Raw genomic sequence first — 18,301 nt, 5'->3', positions numbered from 1 at the left:
ATACATTTCAATTGAAACGGATACAACAAAATAAAACTCTTAAAAGATTATCAGTTGCACTTTTTCAGGTGCAATTTAAATAAAATCTTTTAAGAGTTTATTCAGCTATTTGTTCATAAAGAAACAATGCTTATTGATAAAATAAATTTTCCGATGGATAGAAGGGAGCACTTGTGATATCAATACCTAATTGTTTCAACGTTTGTTCATCATTTTTATTGACGATGACTGTCGAGTGAGCTTGAGCACCATCTAATTCAGCAAGTTTGTCATAAGCTACTTGAGCGATAGGGTTGGTTACCGCACTGATCGAAAGAGCAATCAGTACTTCATTTAGGCTCAATGTATCAACGGAAGAATGCAGTGCGGAAGACTTCATCCCTTGAATCCGTTCTAGAACAAGCGGCGACAACAATGGAATATTATCTGAGATATGTGCCAAATGTTTGATCGCATTTAAAATGACGGCAGCAGAAGCATTCATTAAAGAACTGGTGCGTCCTGTAATGATCACTTCATCGGGTAATTGGATCGCGATCACCGCAGAAGGATCGTTGCTGTCATTTTGAACAGTTTTTGCATACTCGTGAGCAGGCAATACCACTTGACGGTCTTCAGGTTGAAGACCTACTTCTTCCATGATCAATTTAATTCGATTTACTGCTTCCTCATCGATCAATCCTTTTTTGAAATCACACTCTGTTTGGAAATAGCGGCGGATGATTTCTTGTCGAGAAGCTTCTTGCACAACTTCATCATCAACGATTCCGAATCCCACACGATTCACACCCATATCGGTAGGGGATTGATAGATTGATTCTTTACCAGTGATTTTTTCAATGATCCGTTTGATTACTGGAAAGGTTTCAACATCTCGATTATAGTTTACAGCAACCTTGCCATAGGCATCATAATGGAAGGAATCGATCATATTGACATCTTTTAAATCCACAGTGGCAGCTTCATAGGCAATGTTTAGTGGATGTTTCAATGGGACATTCCAAACAGGGAAGGTCTCAAATTTTGAATAACCTGCTGATTGTCCTTTTTGGCTTTCATGATAAAGCTGATTCAAACATGTTGCTAGTTTGCCACTACCAGGTCCAGGAGCAGTAACAACAACGATTGGCTTACTGGTCTCAATATATTCATTTTTGCCAAAGCCGTTTTCAGAAACGATTTTTTCAACATTAATTGGATAATCTTCAATTTCTGAATGTTTGTAGACTTTGATATCACGTCTTTCTAATTTATTGACGAAGACATTCGTAGCTGGCTGACCATTGTAACGAGTAATGACGACACTATTGATAGATAATCCGTAGCCACGCATTTCGTCGATCAAGCGTAAAATATCCATGTCATAAGTGATACCATAATCCCCACGAATTTTATTACGTTCAATGTCTCCAGCGTAGACGCAAATCAAGATTTCTGCTTGGTCTTTTAATTTTTGTAACAATTTGATTTTTGCATCTTCTTCAAAGCCAGGCAAAACACGTTTGGCATGCTTATCATCGACCAATTTGCCTCCAAATTCTAAATATAATTTATCATAGTGATTCACTCGTTCAAGGATATATGCTGATTGTTCTTCGATATATTTCTCTGAATCAAAACCGATTTTTTTCACGAGATTCCCTCCTTAAGTACTAAAGCATTTTTTCATTTTTTTTGATTTTCGTCAACTAGTAACTAACACCGGATTAAAACAACAGATAAAATCTCAAATCTGGCTTGTTTCATCTTAAATTCATTGGTATGATAGTTTTGATAAGGAAGGTGTCACATGAAAAAAAGACAGAAAAAGAAAAACGCATATAAACAATATATCCGTTCGATTTTTACCGGTTATGAAAAAATGCTCGAAAATACTGATTTAGAAGAGATGAAGTTTACTTATTTGAATGAAGAAACACTATTATCTCGTGATGAAAATCAGCGCATTCACTTCACAACCAGAGATCTGCCTCAAAAATAAAAAAATTACTGAGTGAAAAAGAGTGGGGGGATCTGTAGTAACCCCCAAAAGTTAGAATCTAACTTTTGGAGGTCGCTTCAATCCTCTTTCCACTCTTTTGTTTTACTCTCGATACGTAAGATTATTCAATAGTGAAAGTACAATAATCAGACCTTATCAAAACGGTGGATAATCAATGAATATTGATTAAAAGATACATAGAGGAGGAAGCCCTTTGTAACATTTTTTTCTATAAAATGGTACTATTAAATTATCAATTCAATAGTAAGTAAACTCAACCTATTGTGCTTCTGTCCAAGAAAGTGGATAACTGTGAGGAGGTAATCAAAATGAAAGAAACACCACAAGAAAATAACGAAGAAATCATCATTCAGCAAGAAGATGACACTACTTTTTTTGATATCAAAGAAAAAGCTAGCACGAATCTATCTCAACTGTTAGAGGATTTACAAGCATTTGAAAGAGCTGTTCGTGAAGAAAACATTCCAGAAATCTATCAACTGTATAATGGTCATTTAAATGAGGAATTGAAAAAAAGTTCGAATGAAAACCATGAAATCGATCAGCTATTAATGCGGAAAATTCATGATCGCTTTATTCAAGAATTTCCATTTATGGAGCTAGTCGAAAAGATTTCTCCTACGATGAGTTATTACAAGATCGGTACGTATTATCACGAAAGGCCAACAATTGGTATCGATGCTAGTCTACCGGAAATTTTCGTCTTGCCCCAAATTGACGAAGAGTGGGGCACCTATGCAAACCAGGAACCGGATGACTACAGTCAACAAATTAACGAACTTGATGCTAAAGTCATCACTGCAAAAGCCGAGATTGATCGTCTGGATGAAGAATTAAAAGAAGTGGATCGCCAAATCTCTGATCTGGATGACACTAAAGGATTCTTAAATCGGAAAAAAATTGATGAAGAAATCCAAGAACTAAAAAAACAAAAACAAGCGTTATCGAATGAAAAATTAGGCTGGATGCCTTATCTTGAAGCACCTGAAAAAATCCAAAATCAAAAAGCTGCTTTACTTAACGAAGCAAAAGCGAATCAATTACGTGCAGCGATCGTTGAAAAAGAACAACGACAAATCAATCGCTACTTCGGTGGGATAGAAGGGTTCAGTCAAACCATCCATCATTTCCTAATGAATTACTTAGGTAATGTTGATCCACATGAAAACCCAGAAGTATCGATGCAAGAGGGAGGGGTAGAGTAATGAATGAGCATGAAGAGTTAGAAAAAAATGAAGAGCTGGAAGCACAATCGTTAGCAGAAACGACTGTGGCGGAAGAAGCAATAGAAACAGATCCTGAAAACTCCAGCAATCACTCTGCTTCTGAAGATGATTTGCTTGATGAAAATGAACAGGTCACTTCTGAACAATTAGAGGCAATTGAATCCAGTCATCCACATGAAGCGAGGGAAAATCAAGTCTATTTAGAAACAAAAGAAAAAGACCATCAAGACATTGTTCTTTTGATTGAAACAGCAGAGGCAGAATTAGCGGATTTACGCTTACGAAAATATCTACTTGAATCGGACTTTTCACAATTATTAGATGCTTTTGAACGCTATATCTTAAAAGCAGAACCTATTTCCCCGATTGGTAAGACAAGTTTGATCGAATACTTTACTTATGAGTTGCTAAAACCTTTAAATGATATTGGTTTGAAATTCTCTAATACCACTTATGATACTTGGGAAACACGACATTTTTCGATCAACTATCGTTTGAATGAGTCCAATCAATTAGTATTTTCTTTTGTTCTTCCGACGATTGATCAACGATACCAAGTGGAATCACTCAACTTATTGGAAGTTTCACCAGAAACGATGGAAATCACGGTTCAGGATGACCGTGTGTTATCTTTGATTCGTTATTGGTCTGTTGAACGGGTATTCTCTGCTGGTCAACTGACTATTTTCAATCATAAGTTCAACCAAATATTAGCTCATGCACGTCACTTAGGTTTCTTAGTCAAGCAAACCTTACTAGATAACACCCAACCGTTACAACTGAATCTTCAAAGTCAATTTGAATTGACTGACCAGGTACTAGATGACATCTTTATCGTAGCGATGAAAAATCCTCAATATGATTTTGAAAAAATTGGAGAAGAAAAATATCAAGTTCTATTAGATAAAGGACAATCCATGATCATTTCCAAAAATCAGAAAAACCAAACAATGCTTGAAGTTTCTTCTGGGGAGTACCATCGATCAGTGATTGATTTCTTTATCAATTACGAATTTTTGGTTCCTTTGATGGTTCGAAAGGCTTAGACAGGATATAAACGTGTGGCAATCCTTAGAGAGATTGTCGCATGTTTTTTGTTCCGTCTGCAGGCAATAGATCACACGGTTCTTCCGAGAGATAGTTAACTGAGAAACTGTTGAGAAGAAAAGAAAGAAGGAAATAAGATGGAAAATTTTAAAAAGAGCGGGATGTTCTCTGTGATTGCCGCATTAGGTGCGAATATTTTAGTTGCAATCAGTAAATTTGTCGGTTATGCCATTAGTGGAAGTGCGGCAATGCTGAATGAAAGTATTCATAGTATCGTCGATTGCAGCAATCAAATCCTTTTGCTTTTTGGGGATAAACGAGCGAATAGAGGGCAAAGCGAATTACACCAATTTGGCGAAGGAAGAGCAAAATATTTTTTTAGCACAATTGTGGCAACCATGCTCTTTTTTGGTGGGGGAGCTTTGGGAGTCATGGAAGCTTTTGAAAAATTGACCCATCCTGCGCATGAAGTTGATAACTCATTGATCGTTATCATTATTTTAATCTTTGGATTAGCCATTGAAGGAACGTCATTACGTATCGCTATGAAAGAAATCCATGAGTTGAATACCGAAAAGTTATCATTGATGAAATTTTTGAGAGAAAGTCGTTACAGTGAAATTTTGATCATCTTTACTGAAGATTTTTGTGCTGTGATCGGACTCATTCTTGCTTTAGTAGGAACAGTCTTGACGATGGTAACAGGAATTGCGGCGTTTGATGCGATTAGCGGCCTATTGATCGGATTATTGTTGATGGGAGCTGCCATTTTCTTAGCAAAAGAATTTTACAGTTTGATTGTTGGTGAAAGTGTGACAACGAGTGACTTGATTAAAATCAAGCAAGCCTTTGAGCGTCCGGAAGTCTCTCGTTTGATCGATGTAAAGACCGTTCATCTGAGCCCAACTGAGGTATTGGTAGCTGCTAAAATCGATATCTTTGATCACCCAGAGAATGAATCGTATGCAATCATCAATAACATTGAAGAAACGATTCGTCAGTCTTTAAATGATAAAAAAGTTTATATTTATATTGAAACTGATAAATATGACCCTAATTATCGAAGATGATCATGCTGATTCTTCAGCAAAACAATGCTTTTATGTTGCATAAAAATAACTTGTTTATGATTTAAAATTTCAATATTCAAGCTTAAAATGAGAAAAATATAATATTGTTTTTAGATAAAACGGCTACAATTTCGTTTTTTTATGTTACAATGAGTCCGCTGTTTATTTGTTGTAATTGAAGGAGACATTTTGATGAATAAAAAGAAAAGTGCGCCATGGCTTCAGGCTTTGCACGCAGTAATGCCACTTTGCTTAAGTTATATACCAGTTGGGTTAGCTTGTGGTGTCTTATTGCAAAAAGTGGGTTTTGATCCAATCTTAACCGGTCTGTTGTCCATATTAGTATTTTCGGGTGGAGCGCAATTTTTAGTTGCTTCGATGCTAACAACTCAAGCATCTTTTGCAACGACACTTTTGATGGTATTTTTCTTGGAATTACGTTACACATTGTTAGGGTCGAGTCTTTCAGGTTTTATGAAGAAAGAAAAGAGACTATTCTTGGCGGTATTTTCACAATCGTTAAATGATGAAAATTATGCGGTTAATTATCTTAAATATTCAACTGATCCTACATGGAATAAGCGTAAAGCTTTATATGTAAATTGGTTTTCGATGGCTTCTTGGACAGGTAGTAACATGATTGGAAACATGTTTGGTTCTGTTATCCATGTAGATGCTGATCTCGTTCACTTTGCACTGACTGCGATGTTTATCTTCATGTTTGTCATGCAAATGAAAAATAAGCTGCTCATTTTTACAGGATTGTTTTCTGGTGTATTAGGCGTTACTTTCATGGTCATGTTCCAAAATACATTAGGATTAATTGCTGCGACGGTGATCGCTTCTTTTGCAGGGTTTGCTTTAGAGAAAGCTTTCAAAAAAGAGAAGGCAAAAAAATTAAAACGATTAAAAAACCGTGGCAAACATGTCAATGAACCACTATTCAACTTCCCAGAACAGGAGAGTCAACATCATGACTAAGACGTATCTTATTCTTTTAGTACTTAGTTTATTCGTGGTGGCTTATGTGCCACGACTATTCCCGATGCTCTATTTTACCCATCGGAAAGTCCCTTCATGGTTTAGTGAATGGATGAAATATGTGCCTGTTGCGCTATTCGCAGCTTTAGCATTCAAGGATGTCTTTATTACCCATGAACATTTAGCCATTGCTTGGAATATCAAAATCTTAGCTATGGTTCTCGTAGTTGGCGTGGCGTATAAAACTCATTCTATGGCATTATCAGTAGTAACTGGACTTGCTTCGGTATTTTTGCTGTCGATGTTTTAAACAGTTCCAAAATCTTGCCTTCTCTTAGTTTTAGAGAATGGCTTTTTTTTGCCTTTTTTATTAAAATTTTAAGGATGATTTGTCCTTCTTTGAATTTTTGCTATAATGGGAAAGGTATTGATTTAAATATAGATAGTTGAGGAAAATTTAATGAATAAAAAATTGATGCAAGGAACATTTTGGTTAACCTTTGCTAATTTGCTTTGTAAGGTATTAGGTGTTGTTTACTTGATCCCATGGCTAAGTATGATGGGGAACAATCAAGAAGGAATGTTAGCGACCACTTTATACAATGTAGGTTATTTACCTTATGGCTTGTTCCTGATGCTGGGAACAGTTGGGTTTCCTAATGCGATTGCTAAAAAAGTCGCTGTAGCAACGAAAGAAAATGATGAACAGGGCTGTCGAACGATTTTTCGCAGTACCATCAATATCATGTTTGTCATTGGGATCATTTCTGCTGTGCTGATGTATCTTTTTGCCCCGATGCTTGCAGGAATCAGCCCAATTGCAAATGTAAATAATGGGATCTTAGCAATTCGTAGTTTGTGTCCGTCATTGATCGCCATTCCAGTTCTTAGTGCAATGAGAGGTTATTTTCAAGGGAAAAACAATCTGAGACCTTATGGGACCTCACTAATCATTGAACAAGCGGTTCGTGTCCTGGTCATTTTAGCAGGAACGTTTTACTTACGCGTCTTGACCGATGGAACGATTTTAGAAGCTGTTCTGATCAGTACAGTGGCATCCTTCTTTGGTGGGTTAGCAGCAATTATCCATATGTATTTCGTTGGAATAAAAAATGATTATTTCAAATTAAAAGATTTCTTGATCTCTAGTCGCTATTTCAAGCATGAGAATCGGGCAGAGTCGGTATCGATCATTCGTGAAACTTTACCTTTCATCTTTGTGGGATCTGTTATTACCATCGTGCAAATGATTGACCAAGTGACGATGAAGCCGTTGTTGCATTTTTTCAGACCTGAAATCACGAATCAACAATTGGAATTTTTATTTAGTCGAGCTTCAGTTAATCCCAACAAGTTGACATTGATCTTGATTTCTATGGTTGGTACAGTCGCAATCAGCAGTTTGCCGATTTTAAGTACTTTGAGAAAAAAAGATCGTTTGCAAATTGAAAAGACAGTAGGAGATAGTTTTTCAATTGCTGTCTTGATTTTACTTCCTTCTCTTGCGGGGATGTCTTTATTGGCGGGTCCATTGTATACCTTATTTTTTGGATATGATCCTGATAGTGTCGGCTATTTCCAATTTGCCTTACTCGCTTCATTATTCTTTTCATTGTTCACGATTCTTTCGACGATGTTACAATCACTTAGCCATCATATGATTGCGATTCGGCTGACCGTTGAAGCGATTATTTTGAAAATTGTCTTTCAAGTGATTGGATTAGCACTATTTGGCGGTTATGGTATGAGTTTTTCAAACACAATGGCTTTTGCGATCGTGTTTATCAGAGGTTATTTCTATATGTGTAAAGAGTATCGAATCGCACCTCTAGCTAAAATTAGATTTTTCTTTCTTAAAACATTCCGCTCAACCTTGTTGATGCTGGTTCTTTGTTCGATTGTATTTATCCTATTGAACCTCCAATTGACGATGACGTCGAAAGCCCATGCTGTTGTTTATTGTGTTGGCCTTGGTGGAGTAGGTGGGCTGACATTTCTCTTTGCTCAATTTGGCAGAAATGGACTCCAATTACTTAAAAACTTCCAGCATCGGCATCACTCAACCAAAAATTAGGAACAACATCCAGTTCATGATAATTTTTTAAAGCTACAGAAAGTGAGAGGGACGTGATTGTTTCTCTCACTTTTTGAGTGAGAGGTTCAAATGTCATCTTTCTTATGATATAGTTAAATAGACTGGTAAAATTCTTTGAAATGAGGAAATTAAATAAATGAAACTTGCAGTAGTTACTGACAGTACGGCTTATTTGCCTGAACGAATCCAAAATCATCCTGATTTGTTCGTTATTCCGATCCCTGTCATTTTGGATGGGAAAATCTACAATGAAGGAATAGACATAGAAGCTGACGAATACTATGGGCTTCTAAATAAAAGCAAAGACTTCCCGACCACTTCACAACCTGCAGTTGGAGAAGTACTGGCGCTTTACGAAGAACTGAAAAGAAAAGGATACGATACCATCTTAAGTATCCATTTATCCTCTGGGATCTCCGGCTTTGTCAACACATTACATGCTATGAAAAACGACATTGACGGTGTAAAAATCGTTCCTTATGATTCTAAGATCACGAGTATGCCAATGGGTCACATGGTAGAAGCTGCTCTAGATTTAAATCAAAAAGGTCAATCTCTTGAAGAAATTATCGCACATATCGATCGTATCCGAGATAATACGTATGCTTATCTCATCGTGGATGACTTGAACAACTTAGTACGCGGTGGACGCTTGACTAATGGGGCTGCATTGATAGGTGGATTACTTAAAATCAAACCGATTTTGACTTTTTCAGAAGGAAAAATCGTTTTATTTGAAAAAATCCGTTCAAGTAAAAAAGCTTTCGCTCGTGCCGAAAAAGTCATCGGCATGCGAAATGAGGAAATTGCACCACCTGTTAAACTTTATGTGATTCATGCAAATAATTTGGAAGTTGCCATACAAGAAAAAGAAAAATTACAAAAGCAATACCCGCATGCTGACATTGAGATTGGTCATTTTGGTCCAGTGATTGGTAGTCACTTAGGAGAAAAAGCAATCGGGCTTGCCATCTCTGCGCAATAATTTAGATTATTCAATTCAATGCAAGCATCGTCTCTCATTCATTGGGATACGATGCTTTTTTTGCATTTTTTCTATATAAGGCGTATAATCCTTAAAAGTTTAGTAAATGAGTAAATCACTAGGTTAGTAATTTACTAAAAGAGAAAGGATGGATTTAGATGGAAATCCCAACAAATTTAAAACACAAACCTGTTATTGTCGTTGAAGACTATGATCAAGTTGATGGAAGAAATGCTTTGCATACGGATGCTAAAGGACTATCTTTAGGGTTAGCACAATGGAATGATCGTGGAAAAGTTGATATTTCAGGCAAGGTATGGCGCCATACGGGTGAAAAATGGTCACGCCAATCGGAAGAACTACCAATCACTCGGATCTTAGATCTAGCAATTTTAGCTGAGCAAGGGAGTTTGTATTTTCAAGATGCGTATCGCTATGAAAAATTTTATGATCCTGAAAATCCAGTTGTCGATATTATTGGACTTCAAGGAAATCGAATGACGGTTGAAGTGGATACCAAAAATCCTAAGATCGATGAAGATATTATGCTCTATTATGACACGTTACAAAAAGATGGCGAATTGATCGGAGAACGTTTCCGAATTTTGAAACGTCTATTAGATGATTTAGGGTATTAAGGAAAAAAGGAGTGAGGTACATTGGAAGATTTCTCACTGACAAAAGACCGTCAATTTTCAAGTGTTGAAAAACAAATGATTTGGCAAAAGCCAACGAGTCATCGAACCAGTCAAGAAGAACAAAGAATCGCAGCTGAAATCTTTGAAAACTGGAATGATCCTGAAATGAAGATCAGTAACATCTTGCTTGAAGGGGATGCTGGGTCAGGAAAAACGCAACTGGCTAAAGCTCTTTCGGCTGATTTACAACTTCCTTATACGAAAATAACTTGTTTTGCGGATATGGATAAATCAGATGTCTTTGGTGCGCTATTGCCTATTGTTGAGTCTGACGTAGATGAAGATCAAGAATTGATTGATGCAATCAACCAAACAGAGACATTAGATGCTGTCTTACGGTTAATCAAAAATCACTATAATCTTAGTACAGAAATGGCTAAATCCAAACTGGCTGATTTCATCAAGCGGATGGAACATAATGAAAATAGTAACGTTCGCTATAAATATTATCCCTCTGAAATTGTTCGAGCGATCGAAAAAGGGTATTTGTTAGAAATCCAAGAGCCAACGGTGATCCGTGATGCTTCCGTATTAGTTGCTTTAAATTCCGCTCTTGAGCCAAATGGATTATTGAATTTACCCACGGGTGTCGTCGTCCGTCATCCAGATTGCGTCATCATCATCACAACCAATCGGAACTACCAAGGTAATCGTCCGTTGAATGAATCTTTGAGAGATCGGATGCAACATGCTGAGAAGATGGATTTACCTTCACTTGAAGTGATGGCTGAGCGAGCCTTAGGTAAGACAAAGATTCAACAACCTGAACTGCTCTTGAAATTAGCGGAGATCATTCGTTTATTAGATGATACTGCCAAAGCGAATGCCATCAAGGGAGTGGCTGGTATGCGTTCTTACTTTTATTGGGCAAATACTTGGAAACAAGGGCACGATCTTTTCCAATCGATTTATCCTAAAGTTCTCTATAAATTGACCACTGTTCCAGAAGAATTGGAGATATTAACCCAAGCATTAGAACAAAGTGGGCTTCTTGAAGAACTTCGTGAATTATTACGGCAAATAAAGTGGGGACGTCTTTCAGAAGAAGCTCCAAGAAATCGAGGCAGAATCCTTAACGATGAAGAAGCTGATGAACGTAATATCGATCAACTAGCAGAAGAAACGTTGTCTTTAATGGAAAATGAGTCGCCTGAGATCGAAGTAGAAACTCCACCAGTGGAGAATGCTGAGATTGAAGAGAAAAAAAAGGCAGAGTCTTTTTCATTTGAACAAGAACGAAGTCAAGAAGTTTCAGGTCAGGGGCAACAGGAGCAACAAGCAGAAGATAATTCAGAAAAAATGTCTGCCTCTGATATGGAGGCTTACGACAAAGAAATCAAACGTGAGTTAACGAAAGAAGCACGACAAATAATGAAGGGGACGATGCACGAAAAAGAAGGACTGATCGTTCATCGACCAAAATTTGAACTCAAAGCACAAGAAGCAGAACAAATCAGACAACAAGTTTTACCGATCGTTGAAACATTAAGCCGTCAAATTTTAGATTTGTTGGAAAATGATGAATCAACGACTTATCAAAAAGGAAAATATGAAGGACAACGGTTCAATGCGAGTCGTGTGGCCTATAATGACCTAGGTTATTTTGATAAGAAAAATCCACCCCACGAACAACCTTCATTGGCAGTGGCTTTAAGGATTGATGAATCTGGTTCAATGATTCGAGATGAACGAATCGAAGCAGCAAAAAAAGCAGCGATCGCCATCGCAGAATTTGCTAAACGTGTAAATATTCCTTTAATGATTTATGGAGATACAGCAGATGTCTCAACGAGAGAAAAGACCTCGATTTTTTCTTATAAAGAATTTAGTGATGATTTCCAATGGTTAGATGAGAAGTTAGTGACGATGAAACCACGACAAAACAATCGTGATGGTGCCAGTTTGAGACTAATTGCTAACAAACTAAGCCAAGAAGCTGCCACGACTAAATTGCTGATCTCGATTAGTGATGGCCAACCTAAAGCTTTGCCAGACTATACTGGGAAGAAGGCAAGGGAAGATATCCAAAGCGTTCTGTCTGAATATGACCGTCAAGGAGTCATCTTTGTGGCTGCTGCGATTGGACAGGATCAAAAAGAAATCAAAGAGATATATGGGGAAAATCGTTTCATTGATATGACAGAAATCAACGAGTTACCACAGCAATTGATCCAATTGATTGCTCGCTATTTGTAAATAGCTGAAAATAGCTGGAGTCACGTATAAGTCCATTCATCGACTAAAAGAGATTGTGACAGAAGTTCCTAGCTCTGAGAACAAGCCGAAGAATTCGAAAATAGTTCCTATTTTTGGATTTTCCGGCTTGTTTTTTGTTAGAGCGACTGCTGGAACAACGGGAAGAGGGCATGAACGCATTGTAGCGAATAGTTAAACACCATTTAGTTTATCTGTCAGACTCTTTTTGATCGTTAATCGACTGTTAAATCCTCACATTCTGCAAACCAGATAACGAAACAAAAAAGGAAACTGTTAAAGAGAAAACGATGTTATCGGTAACATCAACAAAAAATAGTGGCATTGTTTTATAATAGAGAAAAAGAGAAGGGAAGAAGACAATGACTCAAACAAAAGCTTGGTGGAAAGAAGCGGTCGGATACCAGATTTATCCTGCCAGTTTTATGGATAGTAATGGAGACGGCATTGGGGATCTCAATGGGATTCGTGAAAAGCTTCCTTATTTAAAACAATTAGGGATTGATTTTATTTGGATCAATCCAGTTTATTCTTCGCCTTTTATTGATAACGGTTACGATATTAGTGACTACCAAAATATTTTAGAAAAATTTGGAACAATGGCCGAATTTGATCAATTACTGGCAGAAGCACATCAACAAGGGATCAAAATCATTATGGATCTTGTGATCAATCATACCTCTGATCAACACGAATGGTTTATTGAATCAAAGAAATCACTGGATAATCCTTACCGAGATTACTATATTTGGGTAGATGGAACACCTGAAAACGCTCCGAATGACTGGCAATCGATTTTTGGTGGCTCAGCTTGGGCATATGATGAACAGACGAAACAATATTATCTGCATGTCTTTGCTAAAGAGCAACCTGATTTAAATTGGGAAAGCGACAAGTTAAAAAATGAACTTTTTTCGATGATTCGCTGGTGGTTAGATAAAGGGATCGATGGGTTTCGTTTAGATGCGATTTCCCATGTGAAAAAAGATGAATATTCTGTTAAAGCAACTGAAAACCCCTTTTCTCCTTTTCAAAATGTTTCCGGGATCGATGAACACTTAAATGAATTAAAAGATGTTTTTGATGACTATGACATTATGACTGTTGGCGAAGCTAGCGGGGTGTCGGCTGAAGAAGGTCCAGAATGGGTCGGCGCTGATGGGTATTTTGACATGATCTTTGAATTTGACCATATCTCGATTTGGAAGCACGAAAAAGAAGGGAAACTTGATGTTATCAAGTTAAAAAGAGCGTTAAGTGCCTGGCAAACCGCTTTAGACGGTAAGGGTTGGAATGCACTTTATATGGAAAATCATGATACACCTCGTTCAGTTTCTGTTTTTGGTGATCCTGAACATTATTGGCAAAAATCAGCAAAAGCAGTCGCAATGATGTACTTTTTCCTGCAAGGCACGCCATTTATTTATCAAGGACAAGAAATCGGTATGACGAATATGCCGTTTACTGCCATCGAACAAATCGATGCCGTCGATTCAAGACGTCTTTATAACCAATTGCTAGAAGAAGGAAAATCTCCTGAGGAAGCTATAGATATCGTTGCTGATACAACAAGAGACAATAGCCGAACACCTATGCAGTGGGGATCAAAAAAATATGCTGGATTCTCAACAAACGAACCTTGGCTGATGGTAAATCCCAACTATCATACACTTAACGTAGAAGAACAAGAAAACGATCCTTCGTCGATCTTATCTTTCTACAAACAAATGATCCGCATCCGTCGTGAAAATCAAGGATTGATCTATGGTTCATTCAAAGAATATCTCGCTGAACACGACCAACTCTATGTTTATGAACGATCATTTACCGATAAAAACTATCTGATTATGGTCAATCTTACGAGTGAAGTAGCGGAATATTCATTACCGAATGAAGTTGATGTTCCTTGGGAATTACTTCTCACGAATCAAGAAGAACGTGTATTTGAACGAGTGGGTAAGCTTGATCCTTATGAAGCGAAATTATTTGTAAACAGTAAAAAAAGAAACTAAAAAAAGTTTGTCTTGAGCTTTCTAATGAAGTCCAAGGCAAACTTTTTTGACATACTGTATGAAGTTGGGTGACTGTACCTTTATAGAAATTAGATAATAAGTGAATATTTTATAATAAAGAATAACATTTACATAAATATTAGGTAGGTTATCAGTTAATTGATTCTTTTAAATCACTTCATACTCAGCTCGCGGACCACCAATATATTTTGGACGTGAACGCAGAGCTGTAACATGCGCGGCTCCTAATGTTTGACTGCTTGGTCGAACAGGTACTTGAACGTGTTTGACATGCATACCGATGGAAGTATCACCGATATCGATCCCAGCTTGCGCTACCACATGTTCCACTTCTACTGGATCATCGAATTGGTCAAACGCTGCTACTGAACAAGCGCCACCAGCGTGTAAGGCTGGTACAACAGAAACAATTTCAAATTGTTTTTGCTCTGCTACGGAGCGTTCGACGACAAGGGCTCGATTAATGTGTTCACATCCTTGAACAGCTAAAGCGACTCCTAAAGGTTGCAATATTTCTCTAATCGTTTGGATAATCCACTGTCCAACTGGAGAACTTGAGTTTTTACCAATTTGTCCACCGACCACTTCACTGGTACTACATCCTAATACAAATAAATCGCCAGATTTTAAATTTGCTTCTGCTAATACCTCGTTGACCATTTTGGTTAATTCTTGTTTTAAAGATTCTTCTGTGATGCTCATTTTATTCTTCCTTTCATTACTTACTTTCTTTTTGTACTCTCGTTCGTTTTAGAGCTTGAGTGAGTGGTAAAGCCAATCCAACCCCTACAATATTTTGAAAAATATTTCCAGGAATAGAAGCTACCCCCGCAGGCCAATCATATAAAAACCAACCTGCTAAAAAATAGCCACTAATCATCAGACAACTACCGATAAAAAGACCGACAAATCGACCTTTGCTTGTTTTTTCGGCAAAATAGCCACTGACCAATCCTTGCAAACCATGGATCAATAATGAAAAAAGGGCCCATTGCGGATAACCCGACAGTAAATCGATGAATAAACCACTTGAGGCACCGACAACGAACCCACCAAATGGACCAAATAATAAAGCAGTGGTGTAGATGCCAGCTTCGCAGAGCGTGACAAAGCCGTTAGTTGCTGGTATTGGAACCAAAATTGTTAAAGATAATGCTACTGTTAAAGCGATCAGCATGGCATAAATTGTCATTCGTTTCGTATTCAACGATTAAATCCCTCCTTTGATGTTACCGCCAGACCAGACACTGCCCGTTTGATCATTCATTTCAACACCGTTTAAAATACATTGATAAACGTAAGTTTTACTTCGTTGAATGGCTTGTGGGAGCGTATAGCCATGGACGAGATTCGCTGTAATAGCAGAAGAAAAGGTACATCCTGCGCCATTCACCGTTGATCGTGTTAATTTTTCCATTGTAAAAGTGGTTAGCCCGTCATGACTATACAAAACATCGATTGCTTCATCGCCATGGATCCCAGAGCCACCTTTAACAACGACCGCTTTGCTTCCTAAAGTATGAATAAATTTGGTTGTCTCTATCACTTCATTGATGCTTGAAATTTTTTTCTTTCCAGAAAGGAGAGCCGCTTCTTTAAGATTGGGCGTGACAAGATCAACAAGGGGGAAGAGTTCTTTCACTAAGCACTCAATATACTGTTGATTCGCTAATGAAGTAGTTTCTTTAAAAGCTAAAACCGGATCAAGAACGATTGGGATTTGAGGGTGCTTTTTTAAAAAATCTCGGACGATCATGATTGCTTCAAGAGAATGCAATAAGCCAATTTTGATACCCGCTAAGTCTGTCATCTTCTGGATCGAAGCAAGTTGCTGTTCCAACCACTTAGCAGGTAGATTTTCTAAGAGGAATGCGTTGTTTTCGTCTAACATGCCTACACAGGTGAGCGCGCTCATTCCAAAAAGTTGAAAATTCTCAAAAGTTTTCAAATCGGATTGAATTCCTCCACCGGCAAAAGGGTCAGAACCACCAATTGTAAGTATTTTTCTCATTGTTTTCCCTCCACGAAAAGAGTATAACGAAAGTTGTTAGAAAAGAAAACAGCCAATTGGCATATTTTTATGTCATCCAATTTTGCGTAGTCTTTAGATCACCAAAATTTATCTATCATCTGAATGAAACAAGTACACTGTATTGTTGGCAACTTAACAGCTAGAAGAATACATAAGCTATGCATACTCAAATGAACAACTTCATTAGATATCATTATCAATAAATTGAATCTTTTTTTGTCATTCCTACAATTTTAACAACTGAAAAATGGTTAAACAAAAGAGAACACTGACGTTATACCTGCTAGGTAAGAGGATAACGTCAGTGTTCTGTTTATTATGCTTTTAATTCTTTTTCAATTTGTAGTCGACGGACTTTCATCGTTGCAGTCCGTGGGATATCTTCATAATCTCTGATAATCGGCGTATTCAATCGAGGTAACTCATGCACTTGTTTCCACCAACGATCCCAATCCATTTCGTGATTAGGAGCAAGAGCAATCAATGGTTGTGGTGCATTGTTTTTATCACGAACGATGACCACCTCCGATAGAAATTCTAATGAGTCTAACAAGAAATCTTCGATCGCTAAATTGCTATTGATTGTATCGATCAAATCCACTTGACGATCCTTTAAGAACAAATGCCCCTGTTCATCCATGCTGCCGTAATCACCGCTGTCCCACCAAGCACCATAAACATTTTCTTGGAAACGAGCATCTTCTTTATAATAAGTTAATGCACGACCTTTTGATAATAAATGGATGTGTCCATCTGTATTAGCAGGTAAGACGTTCCCATTTTCATCTGCGATCCGCGCTTTGGTTAAGTCGCCAAGTCCCACACCCATGTCTCTCGCATTACTCGTTTTTAAACTCTCTAATGTATGAGCTTTTAAAATCATCGGTCCGCATTCGCTTTGGCCATAAACTTGTAAGAAAACAGCTTCTTGATTAGGAGAAGTCCGTAAGAATGTTTCCATAGTAGAGTTGTTGATCGCATCAAAAGTGGAATGGTAATAACGAATACCAGCAAAAGCTTCTGGATATTCTTTCGCTGTAAAGCTCCACTGAACAAAGTTGTTTGGATGTGTTTCAAGTGCAATCGGTGGATTTTCTTTTAACATGGCCACAACGTTTTCCCCTTGAGCATCCGCTAACGGCATCATTGGAAAGCCCATCGCCATTAACGAAGAAATACCAATATTGAAGCGAGAATGAACAGGAGAGATATGGAAAGCCACAAGTTTTTTCTCTGCTATCTTAGTAAAGACAGTTTTTTGCCATTTGGTGCGCCAGCCCATTGAATGAGCAGAATGACAAATCAATTTAGGAATACCTGTGGTTCCTGAAGTATGGGTCATATAAGAAATTTCATCGTTCCCCAATTGATTTTGTGCCACTGGTTCTGCTGGTTGAGTCAATAGTTTAGAAACAGCAATTTGTTTTTCTTTTGATCCATTTGAAATGCCAGCCACTCGTTCAGCCGTTTCATCATCAAAAAGGATAAATGGATCTTCTAAACGGTCGACAAAGACTTCTAAAGTGGGGGTAGGGAAGTGATAAGAGATCATTGCTGGTACCGCCCCAAGATAAGCTGTTGCTACAGCTAATAAATAAGTATCAAAAGCTGAACTTTTGTAGATCATGACCTTATCACCAAGTCCGACACCCAAATGAGCTAATTGATAGGCACGAGTCAAAACGAGTTGACAAGTATCTTTGTAAGTGCTTTTAAAACCAAGTTCCGGAAAAGCTGCTAAGGGTTGGTCAAAGATGATTGGTACATCTGGTGTAGCATTTGCTGCTTCTTGAAAATTAGAAAAAAGATTTAGTGGGGAATAAGCGATTGTTTCCATAAGTCACACTCCGATTTCATTTAATAAACAAGTTGGTAAGCAAAGTAAGAAAAACTTGTGAATTAAATCATTTACTTTGCA

At 37.6% G+C, this 18,301-nt stretch carries 16 protein-coding genes; 11 read left to right on the top strand and 5 right to left on the bottom strand.

The features are described 5' to 3' along the window. Positions 1–130: 130 nt before the first annotated feature. Positions 131–1,633, bottom strand: coding sequence for a DUF1846 domain-containing protein (locus tag IGL28_RS06620; protein ID WP_053766017.1), 1,503 nt, complete (start codon positions 1,631–1,633; stop codon positions 131–133). A 156-nt stretch (positions 1,634–1,789) separates the two neighbouring features. Here IGL28_RS06620 and IGL28_RS06615 point away from each other — a divergent pair, with 156 nt between their 5' ends. The 11 genes from IGL28_RS06615 to IGL28_RS06565 all read left to right on the top strand — a co-directional run bounded on the left by IGL28_RS06615 (position 1,790) and on the right by IGL28_RS06565 (position 14,330). After that, the gene (locus IGL28_RS06615) at positions 1,790–1,981 is read left to right on the top strand and encodes a hypothetical protein (protein ID WP_010719153.1); all 192 of its coding nucleotides are present in this window, start codon (positions 1,790–1,792) and stop codon (positions 1,979–1,981) included. 329 nt (positions 1,982–2,310) lie between these two features. After that, positions 2,311–3,207, top strand: a complete 897-nt coding sequence (locus IGL28_RS06610) for a hypothetical protein (protein WP_010719154.1) — start codon at positions 2,311–2,313, stop codon at positions 3,205–3,207. Beyond that, a complete protein-coding gene (locus IGL28_RS06605) occupies positions 3,207–4,274 on the top strand; it encodes a hypothetical protein (protein ID WP_081127604.1) in 1,068 nt (355 codons plus the stop codon). Before IGL28_RS06610 ends, IGL28_RS06605 begins: the two co-directional genes overlap by 1 nt. 138 nt (positions 4,275–4,412) lie before the next feature. Beyond that, a complete protein-coding gene (locus IGL28_RS06600) occupies positions 4,413–5,345 on the top strand; it encodes a cation diffusion facilitator family transporter (RefSeq protein WP_438843925.1) in 933 nt (310 codons plus the stop codon). A 192-nt stretch (positions 5,346–5,537) separates the two neighbouring features. Next, a complete protein-coding gene (locus tag IGL28_RS06595) occupies positions 5,538–6,326 on the top strand; it encodes an AzlC family ABC transporter permease (RefSeq protein WP_010719157.1) in 789 nt (262 codons plus the stop codon). After that, the gene (locus IGL28_RS06590) at positions 6,319–6,636 is read left to right on the top strand and encodes an AzlD domain-containing protein (protein WP_010737579.1); all 318 of its coding nucleotides are present in this window, start codon (positions 6,319–6,321) and stop codon (positions 6,634–6,636) included. The genes IGL28_RS06595 and IGL28_RS06590 overlap by 8 nt, the downstream gene beginning before the upstream one ends. Before the next feature lie 150 nt (positions 6,637–6,786). Beyond that, complete coding sequence (locus tag IGL28_RS06585; protein ID WP_081127606.1) at positions 6,787–8,400, top strand: polysaccharide biosynthesis protein; 1,614 nt, start codon at positions 6,787–6,789, stop codon at positions 8,398–8,400. A 157-nt stretch (positions 8,401–8,557) separates the two neighbouring features. Next, entirely contained in the window at positions 8,558–9,406 is an 849-nt protein-coding gene (locus IGL28_RS06580; RefSeq protein ID WP_010719160.1) for a DegV family protein, read from the top strand. Between the two features lie 158 nt (positions 9,407–9,564). After that, positions 9,565–10,044, top strand: a complete 480-nt coding sequence (locus IGL28_RS06575) for a DUF6530 family protein (protein ID WP_438843924.1) — start codon at positions 9,565–9,567, stop codon at positions 10,042–10,044. A gap of 21 nt (positions 10,045–10,065) precedes the next feature. Beyond that, positions 10,066–12,300, top strand: a complete 2,235-nt coding sequence (locus IGL28_RS06570; protein WP_081127607.1) for an AAA family ATPase — start codon at positions 10,066–10,068, stop codon at positions 12,298–12,300. 380 nt (positions 12,301–12,680) lie between these two features. Beyond that, positions 12,681–14,330 (top strand): glycoside hydrolase family 13 protein, encoded by a 1,650-nt coding sequence (locus IGL28_RS06565; protein ID WP_081127609.1) that lies wholly within the window; start codon positions 12,681–12,683, stop codon positions 14,328–14,330. Between the two features lie 168 nt (positions 14,331–14,498). On the opposite strand, the gene IGL28_RS06560 is transcribed toward IGL28_RS06565, so the two are convergent. From IGL28_RS06560 to IGL28_RS06545, 4 genes are all read right to left on the bottom strand, one after another. Then, on the bottom strand, positions 14,499–15,053 hold the full coding sequence (locus IGL28_RS06560; protein WP_081127610.1) for a TIGR01440 family protein: 555 nt from the start codon (positions 15,051–15,053) through the stop codon (positions 14,499–14,501). Between the two features lie 16 nt (positions 15,054–15,069). After that, positions 15,070–15,558, bottom strand: coding sequence for an ECF transporter S component (locus tag IGL28_RS06555; RefSeq protein ID WP_081127612.1), 489 nt, complete (start codon positions 15,556–15,558; stop codon positions 15,070–15,072). Positions 15,559–15,561: 3 nt separating this feature from the next. Further along, positions 15,562–16,362: a hydroxymethylpyrimidine/phosphomethylpyrimidine kinase gene (locus IGL28_RS06550; RefSeq protein ID WP_034697951.1), complete on the bottom strand. Its 801-nt coding sequence runs from the start codon at positions 16,360–16,362 to the stop codon at positions 15,562–15,564. Between the two features lie 337 nt (positions 16,363–16,699). Then, positions 16,700–18,220, bottom strand: a complete 1,521-nt coding sequence (locus tag IGL28_RS06545) for an AMP-binding protein (RefSeq protein WP_034866587.1) — start codon at positions 18,218–18,220, stop codon at positions 16,700–16,702. Positions 18,221–18,301: the final 81 nt, after the last annotated feature.

It is taken from the genome of Enterococcus sp. AZ077 (assembly GCF_051714965.1).
GTDB lineage: Bacteria > Bacillota > Bacilli > Lactobacillales > Enterococcaceae > Enterococcus_B > Enterococcus_B hirae.
This window is presented reverse-complemented; position numbering and strand designations above follow the sequence as displayed.